We start from the raw sequence: 15,982 nt of genomic DNA, 5'->3' as shown, positions 1-15,982 counted from the left end.
GACTCGGTCGTGCCCCGCGCGGCAGCGCCCACGACGTCCACGGCCGTGCCGTCGTCGGCGGCACCGTCCCGGGCCGTGACGGTGCCGGCCGGCGCGTCGCAGGCGAGCGCGTCGCAGGCCCCCCAGGCCACCGGCGACCCGTCATCCACCGCCGGTATGCCGTGTCGCGGGCAGGCGCTCGCCGGTCGCCTCGCGAGCTCGGACGGCGGTGCCGGCCACCTCCACCTCGTGGTGGCGCTGCGCAACATCGGGGGCGCGGAGTGCACCCTCGACGGCTTCCCCACGGTGGGCCTGGTCGCCCAGGACGGGTCGGCCCTGCCCGCGCGCGCCACGCACGACGGTGACCTGGCCTTCCCCGCCAGAAAGCCGTCCACGGTCGTGCTCGCCCCCGGGGAGGTGGCCTCCTTCGACCTCGGCTTCAGCCACGTGCCCGCGGGTGGGCAGACGTCCTGCCCGGCGGCTCAGTCCCTGACCGTCACCCCGCCGGGGGACAGCCACCCCGTCCCCGTCCAGGCCGTCGCCGACCCCTGCGACGGCGGCCTCCTGGCCGTGTCGCCGTTCGTGGCCGGGGACCAGGGCAGCGTCGGCTGAGCCGGCGACGTCCTGGCTCGCGCGGCCTGGCGCCTCAGTCCACCGTCGGCCTCAGGCCACGGGCAGGTCGCGGTGCCAGGACTGGGTGACGTACCTCGTGGCGAACCCGACGGCCTCGTAGAGCGCGGTGGCCCCGGTGGGGCTGTCCGCGTCGACCTCGAGGCCGACCCGGTCGCGTCCCCGGCGCGCCGCGTCGGCGATGACGGCGTGCAGCAGCGAACGGGCCACGCCGCGACCCCGCGCGGCGGCCAGCACCCCGAGGTACTCCACGTAGCTGCCGTCCGGCTCGCCGTCCGTGCCGGGGGAGACCGAGCCCACGAGGGCGCCCACCGGCAGCGGGGTCATGCCGTCCCGCTCGAGCTCGGCGATCCACCAGTGGTCCCAGCGGTGCCCGGGGTCCTCGCGCAGCCGCGCGACGAACTCGTCGAAGGACTCCTGGTGGGAGTTGAAGTGGTCGGTGAAGGACGTCTCGAGGATGTCGTGGACCGTGCGCAGGTCCTCCTCGTCCGGCATCGCGTCGCCCTCCCGCGCCACCAGGCGCACGACCACCCCCTCGCTCGGCGGCGGGAACGCGTCGTCGTGGCCCTCCTCGGGGGTCACCGGCCGGCTCATCTGCCACCACGAGCGCATCCGCAGGAAGCCCCGGCCGGTCAGCCACAGCTGCTGGCGCGGGTCGTCGGCGAACGCGCCGCTGTCCATCTGGGTCACCTCGACGCCACGCTCCTGGCCGAGGTCGGCCGCCTGCTCGCGCGCCCACTCGAACAGGTATGCCGCGGCGTCGTCCGCGCGGCCGGCGTCGAGGTCCGGGTCGACGACCACGGCGATGACGACGCGGGCTGCCGCCCGGTCGTGCACGGTGGCCCACCCCCGGGCCGCGCCGGAGCCGTCGCGGAGCAGCAGGTGGCGCCGGGTCGCCGCGCCGCGACCGCAGACCTCGGTCTCGACGGCCACGCGCGAGGCCGACGGCCAGCCGCGAGCGGTGCGCTCGTGACGGCGCAGCAGGTCGAGAAGGTCGGTGACGTCGGAGGCGTCGGGGGTGGAGGACGTCCAGTCCTCCGGCAGGGCTGGGGCGGCGTCCATGGCGACCATTGTCCCGCACCGGGCCCAGGCCGTGACGACGGCCCGTCGCCGGCAGTGGGGGAGCGGCAGGGCTGTCGGGCCGTCAGGCCCCGCGCGGTCCGGAGGGACGAGCACCCACGGTCAGCCCCACGTCTTCCGGCCCAGCCACACCCCGAGGAACGCGGCGGCGACACCGACGACGATGCTCCCGACGACGTTGGCGAGGGCCAGCAGCCGGGCGTCGTCCTCGGCCAGGCGCAGGGTCTCGTAGGAGAACGTGGAGTAGGTGGTGAGGGCGCCGCAGAAGCCGGTGCCCAGTCCGTTGCGCAGGGACACCGGGGCACCCGCGCCCACCGCGCCGCTCACGGCGCCCATGACCAGGCAGCCGACGACGTTGACCGCGAACGTCCCCCACGGGAAGACGCTGTCGTGCCGGCCCTGCACCCACCGGTCGGTGAGGAAGCGCAGCGGGGCACCGACCGCCGCGCCGGCCACGACCAGGAGCACCGTCACCGGTGCTCCTCCTCCGGTGCGACGGGCTGCTCCGGCTCGCGACCGGCATACCGGACGACCTCGCACTCCTCGAGGGTGACCAGGCCCTCGTCGACCAGCTCCTCGAGCTCGGGCAGGAAGGCCCGCACCCGGTCGGCGGTGTCGACGATGACGACCACGACCGGCAGGTCCTCGCTGAGGCTGAGCAGCCGCGTGGTGTGGATCCGGCTGGACCCGCCGAAGCTCTCGATCCCGCGCAGCACCGTGGCGCCGGCCAGCCCGGCCCGGTGCGCCCGGTGGACGACCTCGGTGTAGAGCGGCTTGTGGTGCCACCGGTCGGACTCGCCGACCATGACCGTCAGCCGCAGGGCTGGTCCGTGGAGCCTCATCGGGCCCTCCTCTCGACGAGCGCCCGGGTGCCGACCGCGGCCGCCCACACCGCGGCCAGGGCGGCGACGACGGTGGCGAGCAGGTAGGCCAGGGCGATGAGCGGGCGGCCGCCGGTGGCCAGCCGCTGGATGTCGACCGCATAGGTCGAGAAGGTGGTGAAGCCGCCGAGGACTCCGGTGCCGACGAACGGTCGCAGCAGGCGCCGGCCGGTCCACACATCGGTGACCAGCACCATGAGCACCCCGATCAGGGCGCACCCGACGACGTTGATGGTCAACGTCGTCCACGGGAAGGCCGCACCACCGGTGCCCCAGACGCGCCCGGCGACGAACCGGGCGAGGGCGCCCAGCGCGCCGCCGACGGCGATGGTGCCCAGCAGGGTGGCCTCGTCGCGCAGGTGGCCTGGTCGGGGCCGGCGACGTGAGGGGCGCCGCGGTGAGGGACCGCGGGGCGGACGGTCGGGGCGGTCGTCGAGGTCAGGGTCGACCGGTTCGCGGGCGGACAGCCGGGGACGGGATGGCACGGGACGATCCTCCTACCTGGACAGGGGTGGGTGCGCGCGGGCACCACGGTGTGCAGGTAGGGACTGTTGGCCGCCGGTGCACCGGCGACGGTTCGGGTCCGGCGAGCCCCACCGCCGGTACGACGGGCCGAGTCTACCCAGCGTCCCGCTGAAGGCGTAGGCGAGGACGAGGCGCTTACGCACGAAGGACGAGGGCGGACGCGCGCTGCTGCGGCGTAATGGTGAGCGCGGGCCACGGGGGCTCCGGGTGGTCGGGCGGAAGGGGTAGGCGATGGTCGCGATATGGCGGCACAACGTGGTGAGGGCGGTGACGGTGGCCGCGGTCGGCCTGACCGGGGTGCTGGTGGCGCCACCCGCGGCCGATGCGGCCGTCACCGCCGCACCCGCGCGGACGTGGGGGATCGGGCCGGACACGACCACCAGCGCCTCCCAGGGGGTGCCGCGGGTGCTGGCGATCCAGCCGGTGGGCGACCGCATCTTCGTGGCGGGCACGTTCAGCAGCATCATCGACCCCTCGGGACGCAGCTACCCGGCCCAGAACCTCGCGGTGTTCTCGGCCACCACGGGTGCGGCGGACCTGAGCTTCGCCGGCGGCACCAACAACACGGTCACCTCGCTGGCCACCGACGGCGGCTCGACGCTCTACCTCGGTGGCACCTTCGGGACGGTCAACGGCCAGACCCGCAAGGGCCTGGCCGCGCTCGACACCACCTCCGGTGCGTTGCGGGCCTGGAACCCGTCGGTGGCCGGCACCGGCCAGGTGGACGCCGTCGCCTGGAGCAGCGGGTCGGTCTACGCCGGCGGCAACTTCAGCAGCGTCTCCGGTGGCGGTGGCACCTCGCAGGCCTACGTGGCGAAAGTGGACGCCTCCACCGGCGCCGTGGACGCCTCCTGGACGCCCGCGCCCGACGGCCGGGTCCGGGCGCTCACCGTCGCCGCGGACGGGACCTCCCGGCTCTTCCTCGGCGGGGACTTCACCTCCGTGTCGGCGAAGGCCTCGACGAACAAGGTGGCCGCGGTCGCGCTGTCCGGCACGGGCGCGGTGGACACCGGCTTCAAGGCGGCGGCGACCAACGCCGGCTCCTACGCGCCGGTCTTCGACCTGACCTCCGACGGGGCGCGGGTCTACACGGCCACCGCCGGCTCCGGCGGGGCGTGCGCGGCGCTGAACGTCACCTCGGGCGCGCTGGTCTGGAGCGACCACAGCAACGGCAACATGCAGTCGGTCCGCCTCACCGGCGGGCAGCTGTACTGCGCAGGGCACTTCAGCGGCACGGGCTCGTTCCTGGGCCAGACCCGCTACAAGCTCGCCGCGGTCGACCCCGCCACGGGGGCGCTGTCGTCCTTCGCCCCCAACATCAACAGCTCGCAGGGGCCGTGGGCGCTGGCCACGGACGCCACCCACCTCTACGTGGGCGGGGACTTCAGCAAGATCGCCGGCGTCGCGCAGCCGCACTTCGCGATGTTCCTCGACTCCTCGCTGGTGAGCACCCCGCTGCCGCCGACCGGCCTGGTGGCCAGCCCCGGCGACAACCAGGTGCGGCTCTCGTGGTCGGCACCGTCCAGCGACCGCGGCTCGGCGCTGAAGAAGTACAAGGTCTACCGCGCCACCACGCCCGGGGGCGAGCGCCTCGCCGGGACCCCGCTCGCGACGCTGTCCAACAGCACGCTGACCTTCACCGACACCACGGCGACCAACGGCAGCACGTACTACTACGTCGTCGTGGCCACCAACGGTGTCGGGGCGAGCGACCCCTCGGCGGAGGCGTCGGCCACGCCGACCGGCAGCACCACCGCGACCGTGCCCGGGGCCCCGACGTCGGTGACGGCCAGCAACCAGGGCGGCTGGATCCACCTGCAGTGGAACCCGCCGGCGAGCGACGGCGGGGCGACGGTCACGGCATACCGGGTCTTCCGCGGCACGGCCAAGGGAGCGGAGGACCTGGCCAACCCCGTCGCCACCGTGACGACGACCTCGTACGACGACCAGCTCGGCCTGACCGCGGGCACGACCTACTACTACGTGGTCAAGGCGGTGAACTCCGTGGGCGCAGGCCCGTCATCGGCCGAGGTCTATGCGACCCTCACGGCGGGCAAGCCCGGCCCTCCGACCCTCAGCGGCAAGCTCGTCGCCGGCCCCGCGGTGGCCCTGACGTGGACCGTCCCCTCCGACGGCGGCTCCCCGATCACGAAGTACGTCGTGCTGCGGGACGGCGTGCGGCTCGTGACCCTCACGGCCACGTCCAGCGGGCCGACCTCGTACACCGACAGCACGCCACCCAGCGGCACGCACGTCTACCAGGTCAAGGCGGTCAACGCGATCGGCAGCGGGCAGCTGTCCAACAAGGTGACCGTCTCGGTGCCGTGACGGCCGGCCTTGGCAGCATGGGGGCATGCGCACCGAGACCAGGGACTACCGGACCGGCCGGGACGACGTCGTCCTGGACCTCACCGACGACTGCGCGAGGTTCGTCTCCGGCCTCGGTGACGGACTGCTGCACGTGTTCGTCCCGCATGCCACGGCCGGCCTGGCGATCCTGGAGGTGGGCGTGGGCAGCGACGAGGACCTGCTCGCCACGCTGCGCGAGCTGCTGCCGGCCGATGACCGGTGGCGTCACCGCCACGGCAGCCCCGGGCACGGGCGCTCCCACGTCCTGCCCGCCCTCGTCCCGCCCTACGCCACCGTGCCGGTCCTGGGCGGCCGGCTGGCGCTCGGCACCTGGCAGAGCATCTGCCTGGTCGACCTCAACGTGGACAACGCGGTCCGGCAGGTGCGCCTGAGCTTCCTGCCGGGCTGAGCCGGCCCGGCCCGGGTCAGCCCCGGGCCGCGGTGACCTCCGCCGGGCGGCCGATGCGACGACCAAGGTCCTCGGCTGTTCGTCGTCGACGCGCTCCAATGAGTCACACAGGGGCAACACGGGCGGAGGTGACCACGGTGCCGGCACGATCCAGGAGGAGCTCCACCCGGGCGCGGATCGCCGTGGGGATCCAGGTCGGGACACAGCCTCCGCTGGGCCTGACCCGCGGCTACGTAAGGCTCGCCCGTCTCATGGGGCTCGACTCCGTCCTCACCATCGACCACTTCGCCAACATCTTCCCGACGGCGCTGTGGGACCGGGACCTGACCTGGCTGGCGGCTCGCCGGCCGACACCGCATGAGTTCTTCGACTACCAGGCCCTGTTGGGCGACCTCGCCTCCCGCGCCGGGCGCATGCAGGTCGGGGTGGGCGTCACCGACCCGATCCGCCGCCACCCCGTCCTCATCGCCCAGGCCATGATGACCGTCGCGCACCTGACCAGGCGCCCGCCCATCCTGGGCATTGGAGCGGGTGAGCTGCTGAACCTCGAGCCGTACGGGCTGGACTCCTCGCACCCCGCCGAACGCCTGGAGGAGGCCCTGCAGGTCATCCGGCTGTGCCTGACGTCGACCGGCCCCCTCGAATTCACCGGGCGGCACTTCCGGCTCGACGGGGCACGTATGGACCTGAAGGCGCCGGCCGGGCGGGTGCCGCAGATCTGGGTGGCCGCGCACGGCCCGCGCACGCTGGCCCTGACCGGGGCCTACGGCGACGGGTGGTATCCCACGATGGTCAGCACCCCGCAGGAGTATGCCGCCAAGCTCGCCACGGTCAGGAAGGCCGCACGGGACGCCGGGCGGGACCCCGAGGCGATCACTCCCGCCCTGCACCGGTTCACGGTCATCGGCCGCACCCAGGCGGAAGCCCGGGAAATGCTGGACACCAAGGTGATCCGGTCGCTTGCCCTGGCCATGCCCGCAGCCCGCTGGAGCGAGCTCGGCGCCGAACACCCCTTCGGAGACGACTTCGACGGCATGCGGGACTTCCTGCCGGAGCGCTTCGATCGGCCCACCCTGGACCGGGCCATCGCCGCCGTACCGCGAGAGCTGCTGACCGAGGGACCTCTGCTGTGGGGGACCCCGGCCCAGGCGGCGCGCACACTGGCGGCCTACGGCGAGGCCGGGCTCAGGCACGTCGTCATGGCACCGATCTCCGGGCTGGTCTCGCCCCGCGCCGCGCTGATCGCGCTCCGCGCCACCCGCACCATCGCTCGGGCCCTGGCCAGGCTCGACGACCCGGGGTCGCCGGCGAGCACTTCCTGACCGGCGACGGTGCCGTGCGCCGCTCGGTCAGACGTGGTGCTCGCGTCCCCGGTGTGTGTGCGGGTCCGCGTGGATCACGGCTCCGCCCAGACGTGGCAGCGCCTGGGTCAGCTCCCGCTCCGCGTGGACCGTGAGCTGATGGGCTTCGCCGAGCGACAGCTCCGGGTCGAGCACCACGTCGGCGTCGGCGTGCAGCTCGTGCCCGATCCAGCGCATCCGCAGCTGCCCGACATCCAGGACCCCGGGAACGGACTGGAGCACCGTCTCGGCCGTCGCGACGAGCTGGGGGTCCACCGCATCCATGAGGCGGCGATACACCTCCCTGGCGGCATCACGCAGGACGAGGGCGATGGCGACGGTGATGAGCAGGCCGATGATCGGGTCGGCCAGCTGCCAACCCATGGCGACCCCGCCGGCTCCGAGCACGACGGCCAGCGAGGTGAAGCCATCGGTGCGGGCATGCAGGCCGTCGGCCATGAGCGCCGCCGACCCGATGCGCTGCCCGACCCGGATGCGGTACCGGGCCACGAGCTCGTTGCCGAGGAAGCCGATGACCCCGGCGGCGGCGACTGCCCACAGGTGGCTGACCGGCTGGGGGTGCGCCAGCCGGCGGATCGCCTCGAACCCGGCCAGGAGGGATGACAGGGCGATGAGGGCGACGATGACGATGCCAGCGAGGTCCTCGGCGCGGCCGTAGCCGTAGGTGTAGCGGCGGGTCGCTGCGCGACGTCCGACGGTGAAGGCAATGCCCAGCGGCACGGCCGTCAGGGCGTCGACGGCGTTGTGCAAGGTGTCGCCCAGCAGGGCGACACTCCCTGACAGCACGACGACGACCGCCTGCAGTGCGGCGGTCACCCCGAGGGCTGCCAGGGAGATCCAGATGACGCGCATGCCCTCGCGAGAGGTCTCCATGGCCGCGTCGGTGCGCTCGAGCCCCTCGTGGGAGTGCGGCCTGACCAGGTCCTCCAGGGCGTGGAGCAGCCCGCGCCAGCCCGAGGCCGGGTGGTCGTGCCCAGCCCCAGGGGCGTGGTCGTGGTGGTGGTCGTGGTCAACGTGGTGTCCGGCGGCGCCGCGGGGAGGCATGAGCACCAGACTACCTTCACACCTGCGCAGGTAGTCGCCTGCGTAGCATGACGGTATGCACCAGGACCTGCCCGACCTGACGATCCCCGGTGACGAGCAGGCGCACCTCGCCGCCGAGGGCTTTCGCATGCTGGCCGACCCCACGCGCATCAAGATCCTGTGGGCGCTGCTGCAGGGCGAGTCCAACGTCAGCTGCCTGGCCGGGCTGGTGAACGCCACCCCCACCGCGGTCAGCCAGCACCTGGCCAAGCTGCGGCTCGCCCAGCTGGTCCGCGGGCGCCGTGAGGGCAACTTCATCTACTACTCGGCGGCCGACGAGCACGTTCGCGCGCTGCTCGAGGAGGCCCTCTTCCACGCCGAGCACACCGACGGCGACGTGGCAGACGGGGACGGTCATGCACATGCGCATCCAGCGACCAGGTGATGCCTCAACCCCTGCGCACCCAGCGCGACCAGGCTCGGGCGCAGGGGTCATGCGGGTGGTGGGCGACGTCCGGCGCGCAGGCGGCCTCGGGGTGCCCCACCCGGCCCGCCGGTCACGAGCAACATGACCGCGATGAGCGCTCCTGAGACTCCGGAGACGAGCAGGGGAAGGCCTCCGTCGGCACCCCAGAGCAGGCCCGCCCACAGCCCGGCGCACAGCACGGCCAGCCCGGTCAGCCCCTGGAAGATCCCCTGCGCGCTGCTTTGGTGTGCGGCCGGAGCGAGGCTCGAGACCCAGGCCTTGCCCACACCGTCCGTGCAGGCGGTGAACACCCCGTAGAGGGCCAGCACCACCCACGCGATCCGATGGTCGTGCGTCAGGCCCAGGCCGATGTAGCCGCTGGCGAAGAAGACCAGTCCCACGCCGAACACCCGCGGGCGCGAGAGCCGGTCCGAGAGCAGTCCGGCCGGGTAGCTGGCCACGGCATACACGAGGTTGTAGCCGACATAGGCGAGGAACAGGCCAACCACGGAGAACCCGATCTCGTGCAGCCGCAACAGCAGCAGCGCGTCGGGGAAGTTCACCAGGCTGAACGCCCCGATGACGCCGAGGACCTCCCAGTACCGGCGGGGCATCTCCCGGCGCCCGGCGAACAGGGGCGGCCGGACCGGTCGTGGTCCCTGCCGGCGTCGCTCCCGGACCGCGCCGACGAGCACGACGCTCGCAACGGCGGGCAGCACGGCGGCGAACAGCAGCGGGCGTATCTGGTGGCCGAGCAGCTCGTACAGCCCGAGCCCGACCAAGGGGCCGATGACCGCCCCGAGGGTGTCGGCGGTGCGGTGGAGCCCGAACGCCCGCCCCAGCGCGCCGGCCGGCACGCCCTCCACGAGCAACGCGTCACGGGGAGCGCCGCGCACCCCCTTGCCGAGACGGTCCAGCACCCGGCCGCACAGCACCACCGGCCAGGTGAACGCCAGGGCGATGACGAGCTTGCCGACCGCGGCCAGGCCGTAGCCGGCTCCCACCAGGGGGCGCTTGTGGAAGCGGTCGCCGAGGAAGCCGCCCGCCAGTTTGGTCAGGCTGGCCGCCCCCTCCGCGAGGCCCTCGGTGACCCCCACGACCGCCGCGGGCGCGCCGAGGGTGACGGTGAGGAAGATCGGCAGGATCGGGTAGAGGAGCTCGCTCGCGGCGTCCTGCAGCAGCGACACCCCCGACAGCACCTTGAGGTTGTGGGTCAGCCAGCCACGCGAGGCCGGCGATGTGTGCTGGTCTGTGTCCACACGAGCCAACCTGCCAGATCCGGTGCTGGACCGGGCAGGGGCCCACCGTTTCGCCACCTCGACCGGGCCCGGCGCTGCCGGCAGCCGGTCAGTCGGGTTCGCTGCCGGCCCGCGCGTCCCACGGAAGGGCAAGGGTGAAGGCGGCCCCGCGCCCGGGCCCGGCGCTGGTGGCGGTCAGCGTCCCGCCGTGGCCATGCGCGATGGCCCGGGCGATGGTGAGGCCCAACCCGCTGCCGCTGCCGTCCCGGTCCCCGCGAGCGGGGTCGACCCGGTGGAAGCGTTCGAAGATCGCCTCGAGCTCGTCGGGGGCCAGGCCCTCGCCGTCGTCGGCGACGGTCAGCCCGAGCTCATCCTCGCGAGGCTCGAGAGCCAGCCTCACGTGACCGCCGGGCGAGGTGTGGCGCAGAGCGTTGTCCAGCAGGTTGGCCAGCACCTGCCCCAGCCGACCGGGGTCGCCCGTGGTCAGCGGGGCCGAGTCCGGCCCCTGGTAGGTCAGCTCGACACCGCGGGCGGTGTAGGCGGGCATGGCGGCGGCCACGGCCGAGTGGGCAAGGGCGACCGGGTCCACGGCCACGAAGCGGAGGTCGAGACCCTCCTGGGCGGCGGCGACCTGGCGCACGTCGGTAGCCAGCCGGCGCAGCCGCTCCACCTGGTTGCGCATCGTCACCCACGCATCGTGGTCGGGGTCGATGACCCCGTCCTCCAGTCCGTCGATGTATGCCGCGAGGGTCGCCAGCGGGGTGCGCAGCTCGTGGGCGAGGTCGGCCAGCATTCGCGTGCGGGCGGCGTCGGTGTCGGCGAGCCGGTGGGCCATGTGCGCGAAGGCCCCCGACAGCTGCTCCAGCTCCCGACCGAAGGTCACGGCGGGAACCCTGACGTCGTACCGGCCCGAGGCCACGGCGTCCGCGGCGTCGGCGAGCTGCTGCACGGGGGTGGCGATGCGCCGCACCAGCAGCCAGGAGATGGCACCGGCAGCCAGCAGCGCGGCCAGGGTGGCCACGGACAGGGAGAGGACGAAGGAGGAGGCGAACGCCTCCTCGGCGTGCTGACGCACGCCGGGTTCGACGTGCCCGGCCTGGGCCAGGTGCGTCCGGAACAGGCCGGGGGCCACCAGGACCGCCGTGACGGTCAGGGTCAGCGACCCCGCCGCGATGACCAGCACCTGGGCGAGCAGGAGCCGGGTGATCAGGCTCCTGTCGCGCCCGGTCCGGGTCACCGGCCGGCCAGCCCGTAGCCGACGCCGCGGACGGTGCGGATGTAGCGGGGAGTGGCCGCGTCGTCGCCGAGCTTGTCCCGCACGTGGGCGATGTGCACGTCGACGACGTGCTCGTCGCCGTACCAGCCCTCGCCCCATGCTGCGTCGAGCAGCTGCCGACGGGTGAACGCGGCCCGCGGACGTTCGGCCAGGGCGGCAAGCAGGTCGAACTCGGTCCGCGTCAACGGCACCGGTTCCCCCGCGCGGGTCACCTGCCGCGACTCGAGGTCGACGACGACATCGGCGAAGCGCACCGTGGTGGAGGTCTGCGGGACGGCAGGCCCGGTGCGGGGTCGTCGGAGCATGGCCCGCACGCGGGCGATGAGCTCGCGTGGGGAGAACGGCTTGACCAGGTAGTCGTCGGCGCCCACGGACAGTCCGACGACCTTGTCGACCTCTTCGTCCTTGGCCGTGAGCATGATGATGTAGGCGTCCGTGAAGCCGCGCAGCTGCCGGGCCACCTCGATGCCGTCGAAACCGGGCAACATGATGTCCAGGACCACGAGGTCGGGCGGCTGGGCTCGGGCCTTCGCCACGGCGCCCGGCCCGTCGTGGGCCAGCTCGACCGTGAAACCCTCCCGGCGCAGATAGCCGGCCACCACGTTGGCCAGGTCGGTCTCGTCGTCCACGACCAGCACGTGCAGCGGCTCGGCCATCGGCGCTCCTTGTGACGGTGTGGGCCCGGGCGTGAGCCTAGCTGCGAGGTACCTCGTCCACGCTGCGCCCGTCCAGGGCCCGGCGCGCCGCGGCGTACTGCTCCTCGGTGAGCTCCCCGGACGCGAAGCGGCGGTCGAGGATCTGCCGCGGCGACTCCACGTGGGGCGGGGTGTTGTCCTGGGGTCGCTGGGTCAGGCGGGCGATGCCCCACACGATGACCCCGACGATGACGCCCCAGAACAGGACCATGAAGACCATGCCGAACCACCACGACCCGCCGTCGTACCAACCCATCATGGTGACCTCCTCGAGGTTCCCCGGGTGGTCCTGGTGGCCTCCCGGTTCGCTTCCAGCGTGCGCGGGCCGCATGTCGGTCAGCCGGTGAAGCCATGAAGGTTTGGTCAAGACCGATGGTGTCGGCGTTCTTGATGGAACCTTCATGGAGGCTTCACGGTTCCTGCCGGACGCGCGTCCGAGAGTGAGGGCATGACGTCAACCCCTCTGACTCGTCGCACGGTACTGACCGGTGTCCTCGGCCTGGGCGCCGGTGCCCTGACCCTGGCGGCATGCGGCACCAGCGAGCGACCGGTCGGTGCCGCGGCGATCGCCGCCGCGGACGCACGCCGCCCCCGCAGCGGAGGCACCCGCGCATACCGGCTGGTGGCCCGGCCCGCCCAGGTGGGCCTGGGCGGGCGCGTGGTCGACACGTGGACCTACGGCGGCGCGCTGCCCGGCCGGCTGCTGCGCGCCACAGCCGGGGACCGGGTCCGGGTGGACTTCGCCAACCAGCTGCCGCAGGAGACCAGCGTGCACTGGCACGGGTTGGGCATCCGCAACGACATGGACGGCGTCCCGCACCTGACCAACCAGCCGGTGGCGCCAGGCGGCCGGTTCGGCTTCGACTTCGTCGTCCCCGACCCGGGCACCTACTGGTTCCACCCGCACACCGGGCTGCAGCTCGACCGTGGCCTCTACGCCCCGTTCATCATCGACGACCCGCGGGAGCCCGGCGGTCATGACGCGGAGTGGGTGGTCGTCCTCGATGACTGGACCGATGGGGTCGGGCCGTCCCCGGAGCAGATCTACAGCAACCTCAAGCGCAACGGCGGCTCGATGGGCGGGATGTCCATGGGCGACGGGCCCATGGGCATGGGCAACCCGGGCAACGGGGCCAGGGGGATGGGTGGGGACGGCGGCGACGTCGCCTACCCGCTGTACCTGGTCAACGGGAGGCCACCCACCGACCCGGACGTGCTGCGGGCCAAGCCCGGGCAGCGCGTCCGGTTGCGGATCATCAACGCCGCCGCCGACACGATCTTCGACGTCGCCCTGGCCGGGCACCAGCTGCACGTCACGCACACCGACGGGCGACCGGTGCAGCCGGCCGCCGCGTCCTCGGTCCGCCTGGGCATGGGGGAGCGGTACGACGCGGTGGTCACCCTGCAGGACGGGGTGTTCCCGCTGGTCGCCCGGCCGTACGGCAAGCCGGGCCTGGCCCGGGCCCTCGTACGCACCGCCAATGGGTCGGCGCCGGCTGCTGGCCTCGCGCCGGGCGAGCTGGACGGCCAGCCGCTGACCGCGATGGACCTGCAGGCGGCACCGGGCTCGCCACTGCCCAGGGCCGAGCCGGCCACCACCCAGGACGTCACGCTCGCGGGCGGCATGGGCAGCTACGTGTGGACCATCAACGGGCGCACGTACGACGACACCGCGCCGCTGACGGTGCACCAGGGGCAGACCACCCGGCTGCGCATCCGCAACGCCTCGATGATGAGCCACCCACTGCACGTGCACGGGCACACGTTCCAGCTCGGCCCGGCCGGCGGGACCGGGCCACGCAAGGACACCGTCCTGGTCCCGCCGATGGCTGGTCTCGAGGTTGACCTGCTGGCCGACAACCCGGGGCGGTGGATGGTGCACTGCCACAACGCCTACCACGCGGAGGCGGGGATGATGACCCGCCTGGACTACCTCACGTGAGCATGTGGGCCGGCCCCATGGGTATGCGCGGGATGTTCGCCTCCGGGGAGCACGCAGCGGGCACGTGCCGGTTCGACCTGTCCATGACCACCACCCGCCCGGCGGCCGCCGTGTACGAGCTGCTGGCGGACATCCAGGACGCCGAGCCCATCCCACGACGAGCGAGGGTGACCATGGTCAAGGAGCCCAGTGGGCCGACCGGCGTGGGGACCCGCTGGCACGAGCGCGTCCGGCTTGGGCCCGGCTGGTGGTTGACGGTGGACAGCGTGGTCACCGAGGCGGACGAGCCGCACCGGCTGGGGATGGACTTCCACAGCCGCTGGTTCACGGGGCACCTGACCTACGACGTCCTCACCGCCGGCCACGGGAGCCTCCTGCGGCAGCGCGAGACGTTGCGTCCCCGCGTCCTGCGCCGCGTGCTCGTGCCGGTCTTGGAGCGGCGCCTCGGGCCACGGCTCGAGCAGCGACTCGTGGACCTCACGCAGCTCCTCGAGGACCGGCACGGCTCCTGAGCGCCGCTGCCCCCATGGCCGTGGCCGGGTCGACCTGGCCGGGCGGCCCGGCGGGACCAACGCCCTGAGGGGTGCAGGCCGTCCGCGTCAGGCTGACCTCAGCGGCCTGCCGCCGGTTGCCGCCCCTCGCACTCGGTGGCGGCAAGCCCGACGTTGGAGGCAGCGGTGGAGGAGACGACCCGCACCGTGGTGCTGGAGGTAGGCGGCCTGAACTGGGCCACGTCCGATGCGGTGGTGCAGAAGGTCCTGTCCCGGCGACCCGGCGTGCGGGCGGTTGACGCCAACGCCGTGGCCCAGACCGCGACAGTGACCTACGACCCGGCCCGTACGTCGGTGGCCGAGCTGGCCGGGTGGGTGCGCGACTGCGGCTACCACTGCGCCGGGCTGTCGGTGCCCCACCACGTGTGCGACCCGCTGGTCGAGCCGGGAGGGCCGCCTGCCGCGCCGGTGGCCGCCGCACCGTCACCGGGGCCGGTCACCGGAGCGGCACCCGTGCCGCCGACTCCTGTGGCAGAGCCCGGTCCCCACGGTGCCGACGTGTCGATGGCGGCGATGGTGGCGGACCTGCGCAACCGGTTCGTGGTCGCAGCCGTGCTCTCGGTGCCGGTGCTGCTGTGGTCGCCGATCGGCCGCGAGGTGCTGGGTTTCCACGTTCCAGCACCGTTCGGCATGCGCGACGACGTGTTCTCCCTGCTGTTGTCCCTGCCGGTGGTGTTCTACTCGGCCTGGATCTTCTTCGCCGGCGCGTGGCAGGCGTTGACGGCGCGGACCCTGGACATGATGGTGCTGGTCGCGGTGGCGGTCGGTGCGGGCTGGCTGTACAGCGTGGCGGTGACCCTGACGGGTGGCGGCGACGTGTTCTACGAGGCGGCCACCGTCCTGACCGCGTTCGTCCTGCTCGGGCACTGGTTCGAGATGCGGGCCCGCGGTGGGGCCAACGACGCGATCCGCTCGCTGCTGGAGCTGGCGCCGCCGATGGCGCTGGTCCTGCGGGACGGGCAGCCGCTGGAGGTGCCCACCCAGCAGGTTGCCGTGGGTGACCTGCTGCTCATCCGCCCGGGCGGGAAGGTCCCGGTGGACGGCGTCGTCGAGGACGGGGAGTCCGAGGTGGACGAGTCCATGGTGACCGGGGAGAGCCTGCCGGTCGCCAAGGCGGCCGGCTCGGAGGTGATCGGTGCATCGGTCAACACCACCGGCACGCTGCGGGTGCGCGCCACCAAGGTCGGTGCGGACACCGCCCTGGCGCAGATCGTGGCGCTCGTGCAGGAGGCGCAGAACTCCAAGGCGCCCGGGCAGCGGCTGGCTGACCGTGCCGCGTTCTGGCTGGTGCTGGTGGCCCTGCTCGGTGGGACAGCCACGTTGCTGGCGTGGCTGGCGACAGGCGCCGGCCTCGAGACCGCCTTGCTCTTCGCCATCACGGTGGTGGTCGTCACCTGCCCTGACGCACTCGGCCTGGCCACCCCGACCGCGATCATGGTCGGCAGCGGCCTCGGCGCCAGGCGCGGCGTGCTGTTCAAGAACGCGATGGCGCTGGAGACCGCCGCCCGCATCCAGGCGGTGGTCATGGACAAGACCGGCACCCTGACCAGGGGCGAGCCCGAAGTAACAAACGTCAT

17 protein-coding genes are annotated in these 15,982 nt (G+C 73.3%); 8 read left to right on the top strand and 9 right to left on the bottom strand.

What is annotated here, in order from left to right; translation table 11 throughout:
* Nucleotides 1-591, top strand: a 591-nt coding sequence (locus VF825_RS03385) for a DUF4232 domain-containing protein (RefSeq protein WP_331110146.1), incomplete at its 5' end; no start/stop codon positions are given.
* A gap of 51 nt (nucleotides 592-642) precedes the next feature.
* Here the strand turns inward: VF825_RS03385 and VF825_RS03380 are convergent.
* From VF825_RS03380 to VF825_RS03365, 4 genes are all read right to left on the bottom strand, one after another.
* On the bottom strand, nucleotides 643-1,671 hold the full coding sequence (locus VF825_RS03380; RefSeq protein ID WP_331110144.1) for an N-acetyltransferase: 1,029 nt from the start codon (nucleotides 1,669-1,671) through the stop codon (nucleotides 643-645).
* Nucleotides 1,672-1,791: 120 nt separating this feature from the next.
* Nucleotides 1,792-2,163 (bottom strand): fluoride efflux transporter CrcB, encoded by a 372-nt coding sequence (crcB, locus tag VF825_RS03375; RefSeq protein ID WP_331110142.1) that lies wholly within the window; start codon nucleotides 2,161-2,163, stop codon nucleotides 1,792-1,794.
* Nucleotides 2,160-2,531, bottom strand: a complete 372-nt coding sequence (locus tag VF825_RS03370) for a DUF190 domain-containing protein (protein ID WP_331110140.1) — start codon at nucleotides 2,529-2,531, stop codon at nucleotides 2,160-2,162. The genes crcB and VF825_RS03370 overlap by 4 nt, the downstream gene beginning before the upstream one ends.
* Entirely contained in the window at nucleotides 2,528-3,055 is a 528-nt protein-coding gene (locus tag VF825_RS03365; protein WP_331110138.1) for a CrcB family protein, read from the bottom strand. The genes VF825_RS03370 and VF825_RS03365 overlap by 4 nt, the downstream gene beginning before the upstream one ends.
* 271 nt (nucleotides 3,056-3,326) lie before the next feature.
* Between VF825_RS03365 and VF825_RS03360 the strand changes: the two genes are divergently transcribed.
* The 3 genes from VF825_RS03360 to VF825_RS03350 all read left to right on the top strand — a co-directional run bounded on the left by VF825_RS03360 (nucleotide 3,327) and on the right by VF825_RS03350 (nucleotide 7,175).
* On the top strand, nucleotides 3,327-5,423 hold the full coding sequence (locus VF825_RS03360) for a fibronectin type III domain-containing protein (protein ID WP_331110136.1): 2,097 nt from the start codon (nucleotides 3,327-3,329) through the stop codon (nucleotides 5,421-5,423).
* Nucleotides 5,424-5,448: 25 nt separating this feature from the next.
* On the top strand, nucleotides 5,449-5,853 hold the full coding sequence (locus VF825_RS03355; RefSeq protein ID WP_331110134.1) for a YjbQ family protein: 405 nt from the start codon (nucleotides 5,449-5,451) through the stop codon (nucleotides 5,851-5,853).
* 137 nt (nucleotides 5,854-5,990) lie between these two features.
* Nucleotides 5,991-7,175 (top strand): LLM class flavin-dependent oxidoreductase, encoded by a 1,185-nt coding sequence (locus VF825_RS03350; RefSeq protein WP_331110132.1) that lies wholly within the window; start codon nucleotides 5,991-5,993, stop codon nucleotides 7,173-7,175.
* A 27-nt stretch (nucleotides 7,176-7,202) separates the two neighbouring features.
* Here the strand turns inward: VF825_RS03350 and VF825_RS03345 are convergent, their stop codons facing one another.
* Nucleotides 7,203-8,258, bottom strand: coding sequence for a cation diffusion facilitator family transporter (locus VF825_RS03345; protein ID WP_331110130.1), 1,056 nt, complete (start codon nucleotides 8,256-8,258; stop codon nucleotides 7,203-7,205).
* Between the two features lie 55 nt (nucleotides 8,259-8,313).
* Here VF825_RS03345 and VF825_RS03340 point away from each other — a divergent pair, with 55 nt between their 5' ends.
* Nucleotides 8,314-8,682, top strand: coding sequence for a metalloregulator ArsR/SmtB family transcription factor (locus VF825_RS03340; RefSeq protein ID WP_331110128.1), 369 nt, complete (start codon nucleotides 8,314-8,316; stop codon nucleotides 8,680-8,682).
* Between the two features lie 47 nt (nucleotides 8,683-8,729).
* Here the strand turns inward: VF825_RS03340 and VF825_RS03335 are convergent, their stop codons facing one another.
* The 4 genes from VF825_RS03335 to VF825_RS03320 form a co-directional block, all read right to left on the bottom strand.
* On the bottom strand, nucleotides 8,730-9,962 hold the full coding sequence (locus tag VF825_RS03335; protein ID WP_331110126.1) for an MFS transporter: 1,233 nt from the start codon (nucleotides 9,960-9,962) through the stop codon (nucleotides 8,730-8,732).
* A gap of 88 nt (nucleotides 9,963-10,050) precedes the next feature.
* Nucleotides 10,051-11,178 (bottom strand): sensor histidine kinase, encoded by a 1,128-nt coding sequence (locus VF825_RS03330; RefSeq protein WP_331110124.1) that lies wholly within the window; start codon nucleotides 11,176-11,178, stop codon nucleotides 10,051-10,053.
* Nucleotides 11,175-11,873, bottom strand: a complete 699-nt coding sequence (locus VF825_RS03325) for a response regulator transcription factor (RefSeq protein ID WP_331110122.1) — start codon at nucleotides 11,871-11,873, stop codon at nucleotides 11,175-11,177. Before VF825_RS03325 ends, VF825_RS03330 begins: the two co-directional genes overlap by 4 nt.
* A gap of 37 nt (nucleotides 11,874-11,910) precedes the next feature.
* Nucleotides 11,911-12,171: an SHOCT domain-containing protein gene (locus VF825_RS03320; RefSeq protein WP_331110120.1), complete on the bottom strand. Its 261-nt coding sequence runs from the start codon at nucleotides 12,169-12,171 to the stop codon at nucleotides 11,911-11,913.
* A 189-nt stretch (nucleotides 12,172-12,360) separates the two neighbouring features.
* Here VF825_RS03320 and VF825_RS03315 point away from each other — a divergent pair, with 189 nt between their 5' ends.
* The 3 genes from VF825_RS03315 to VF825_RS03305 form a co-directional block, all read left to right on the top strand.
* On the top strand, nucleotides 12,361-13,854 hold the full coding sequence (locus VF825_RS03315) for a multicopper oxidase family protein (RefSeq protein ID WP_331110118.1): 1,494 nt from the start codon (nucleotides 12,361-12,363) through the stop codon (nucleotides 13,852-13,854).
* 2 nt (nucleotides 13,855-13,856) lie between these two features.
* Entirely contained in the window at nucleotides 13,857-14,366 is a 510-nt protein-coding gene (locus tag VF825_RS03310) for an SRPBCC family protein (RefSeq protein WP_331110149.1), read from the top strand.
* Between the two features lie 165 nt (nucleotides 14,367-14,531).
* The coding region (locus VF825_RS03305) for a heavy metal translocating P-type ATPase (protein ID WP_331110116.1) at nucleotides 14,532-15,982 on the top strand (1,451 nt) is incomplete at its 3' end.

This window comes from Oryzihumus sp., assembly GCF_036391795.1.
GTDB lineage: Bacteria > Actinomycetota > Actinomycetes > Actinomycetales > Dermatophilaceae > Oryzihumus.
This window is presented reverse-complemented; position numbering and strand designations above follow the sequence as displayed.

Bases quoted from the DNA above. Each gene is read 5' to 3' on its own strand.
- VF825_RS03380 (WP_331110144.1), bottom strand. From the start codon at position 1,671: ATGGACGCCGCCCCAGCCCTGCCGGAGGACTGGACGTCCTCCACCCCC.
- VF825_RS03370 (WP_331110140.1), bottom strand. From the start codon at position 2,531: ATGAGGCTCCACGGACCAGCCCTGCGGCTGACGGTCATGGTCGGCGAG.
- VF825_RS03360 (WP_331110136.1), top strand. From the start codon at position 3,327: ATGGTCGCGATATGGCGGCACAACGTGGTGAGGGCGGTGACGGTGGCC.
- VF825_RS03355 (WP_331110134.1), top strand. From the start codon at position 5,449: ATGCGCACCGAGACCAGGGACTACCGGACCGGCCGGGACGACGTCGTC.
- VF825_RS03345 (WP_331110130.1), bottom strand. From the start codon at position 8,258: ATGCCTCCCCGCGGCGCCGCCGGACACCACGTTGACCACGACCACCAC.
- VF825_RS03340 (WP_331110128.1), top strand. From the start codon at position 8,314: ATGCACCAGGACCTGCCCGACCTGACGATCCCCGGTGACGAGCAGGCG.
- VF825_RS03325 (WP_331110122.1), bottom strand. From the start codon at position 11,873: ATGGCCGAGCCGCTGCACGTGCTGGTCGTGGACGACGAGACCGACCTG.
- VF825_RS03320 (WP_331110120.1), bottom strand. From the start codon at position 12,171: ATGATGGGTTGGTACGACGGCGGGTCGTGGTGGTTCGGCATGGTCTTC.
- VF825_RS03315 (WP_331110118.1), top strand. From the start codon at position 12,361: ATGACGTCAACCCCTCTGACTCGTCGCACGGTACTGACCGGTGTCCTC.
- VF825_RS03310 (WP_331110149.1), top strand. From the start codon at position 13,857: ATGTGGGCCGGCCCCATGGGTATGCGCGGGATGTTCGCCTCCGGGGAG.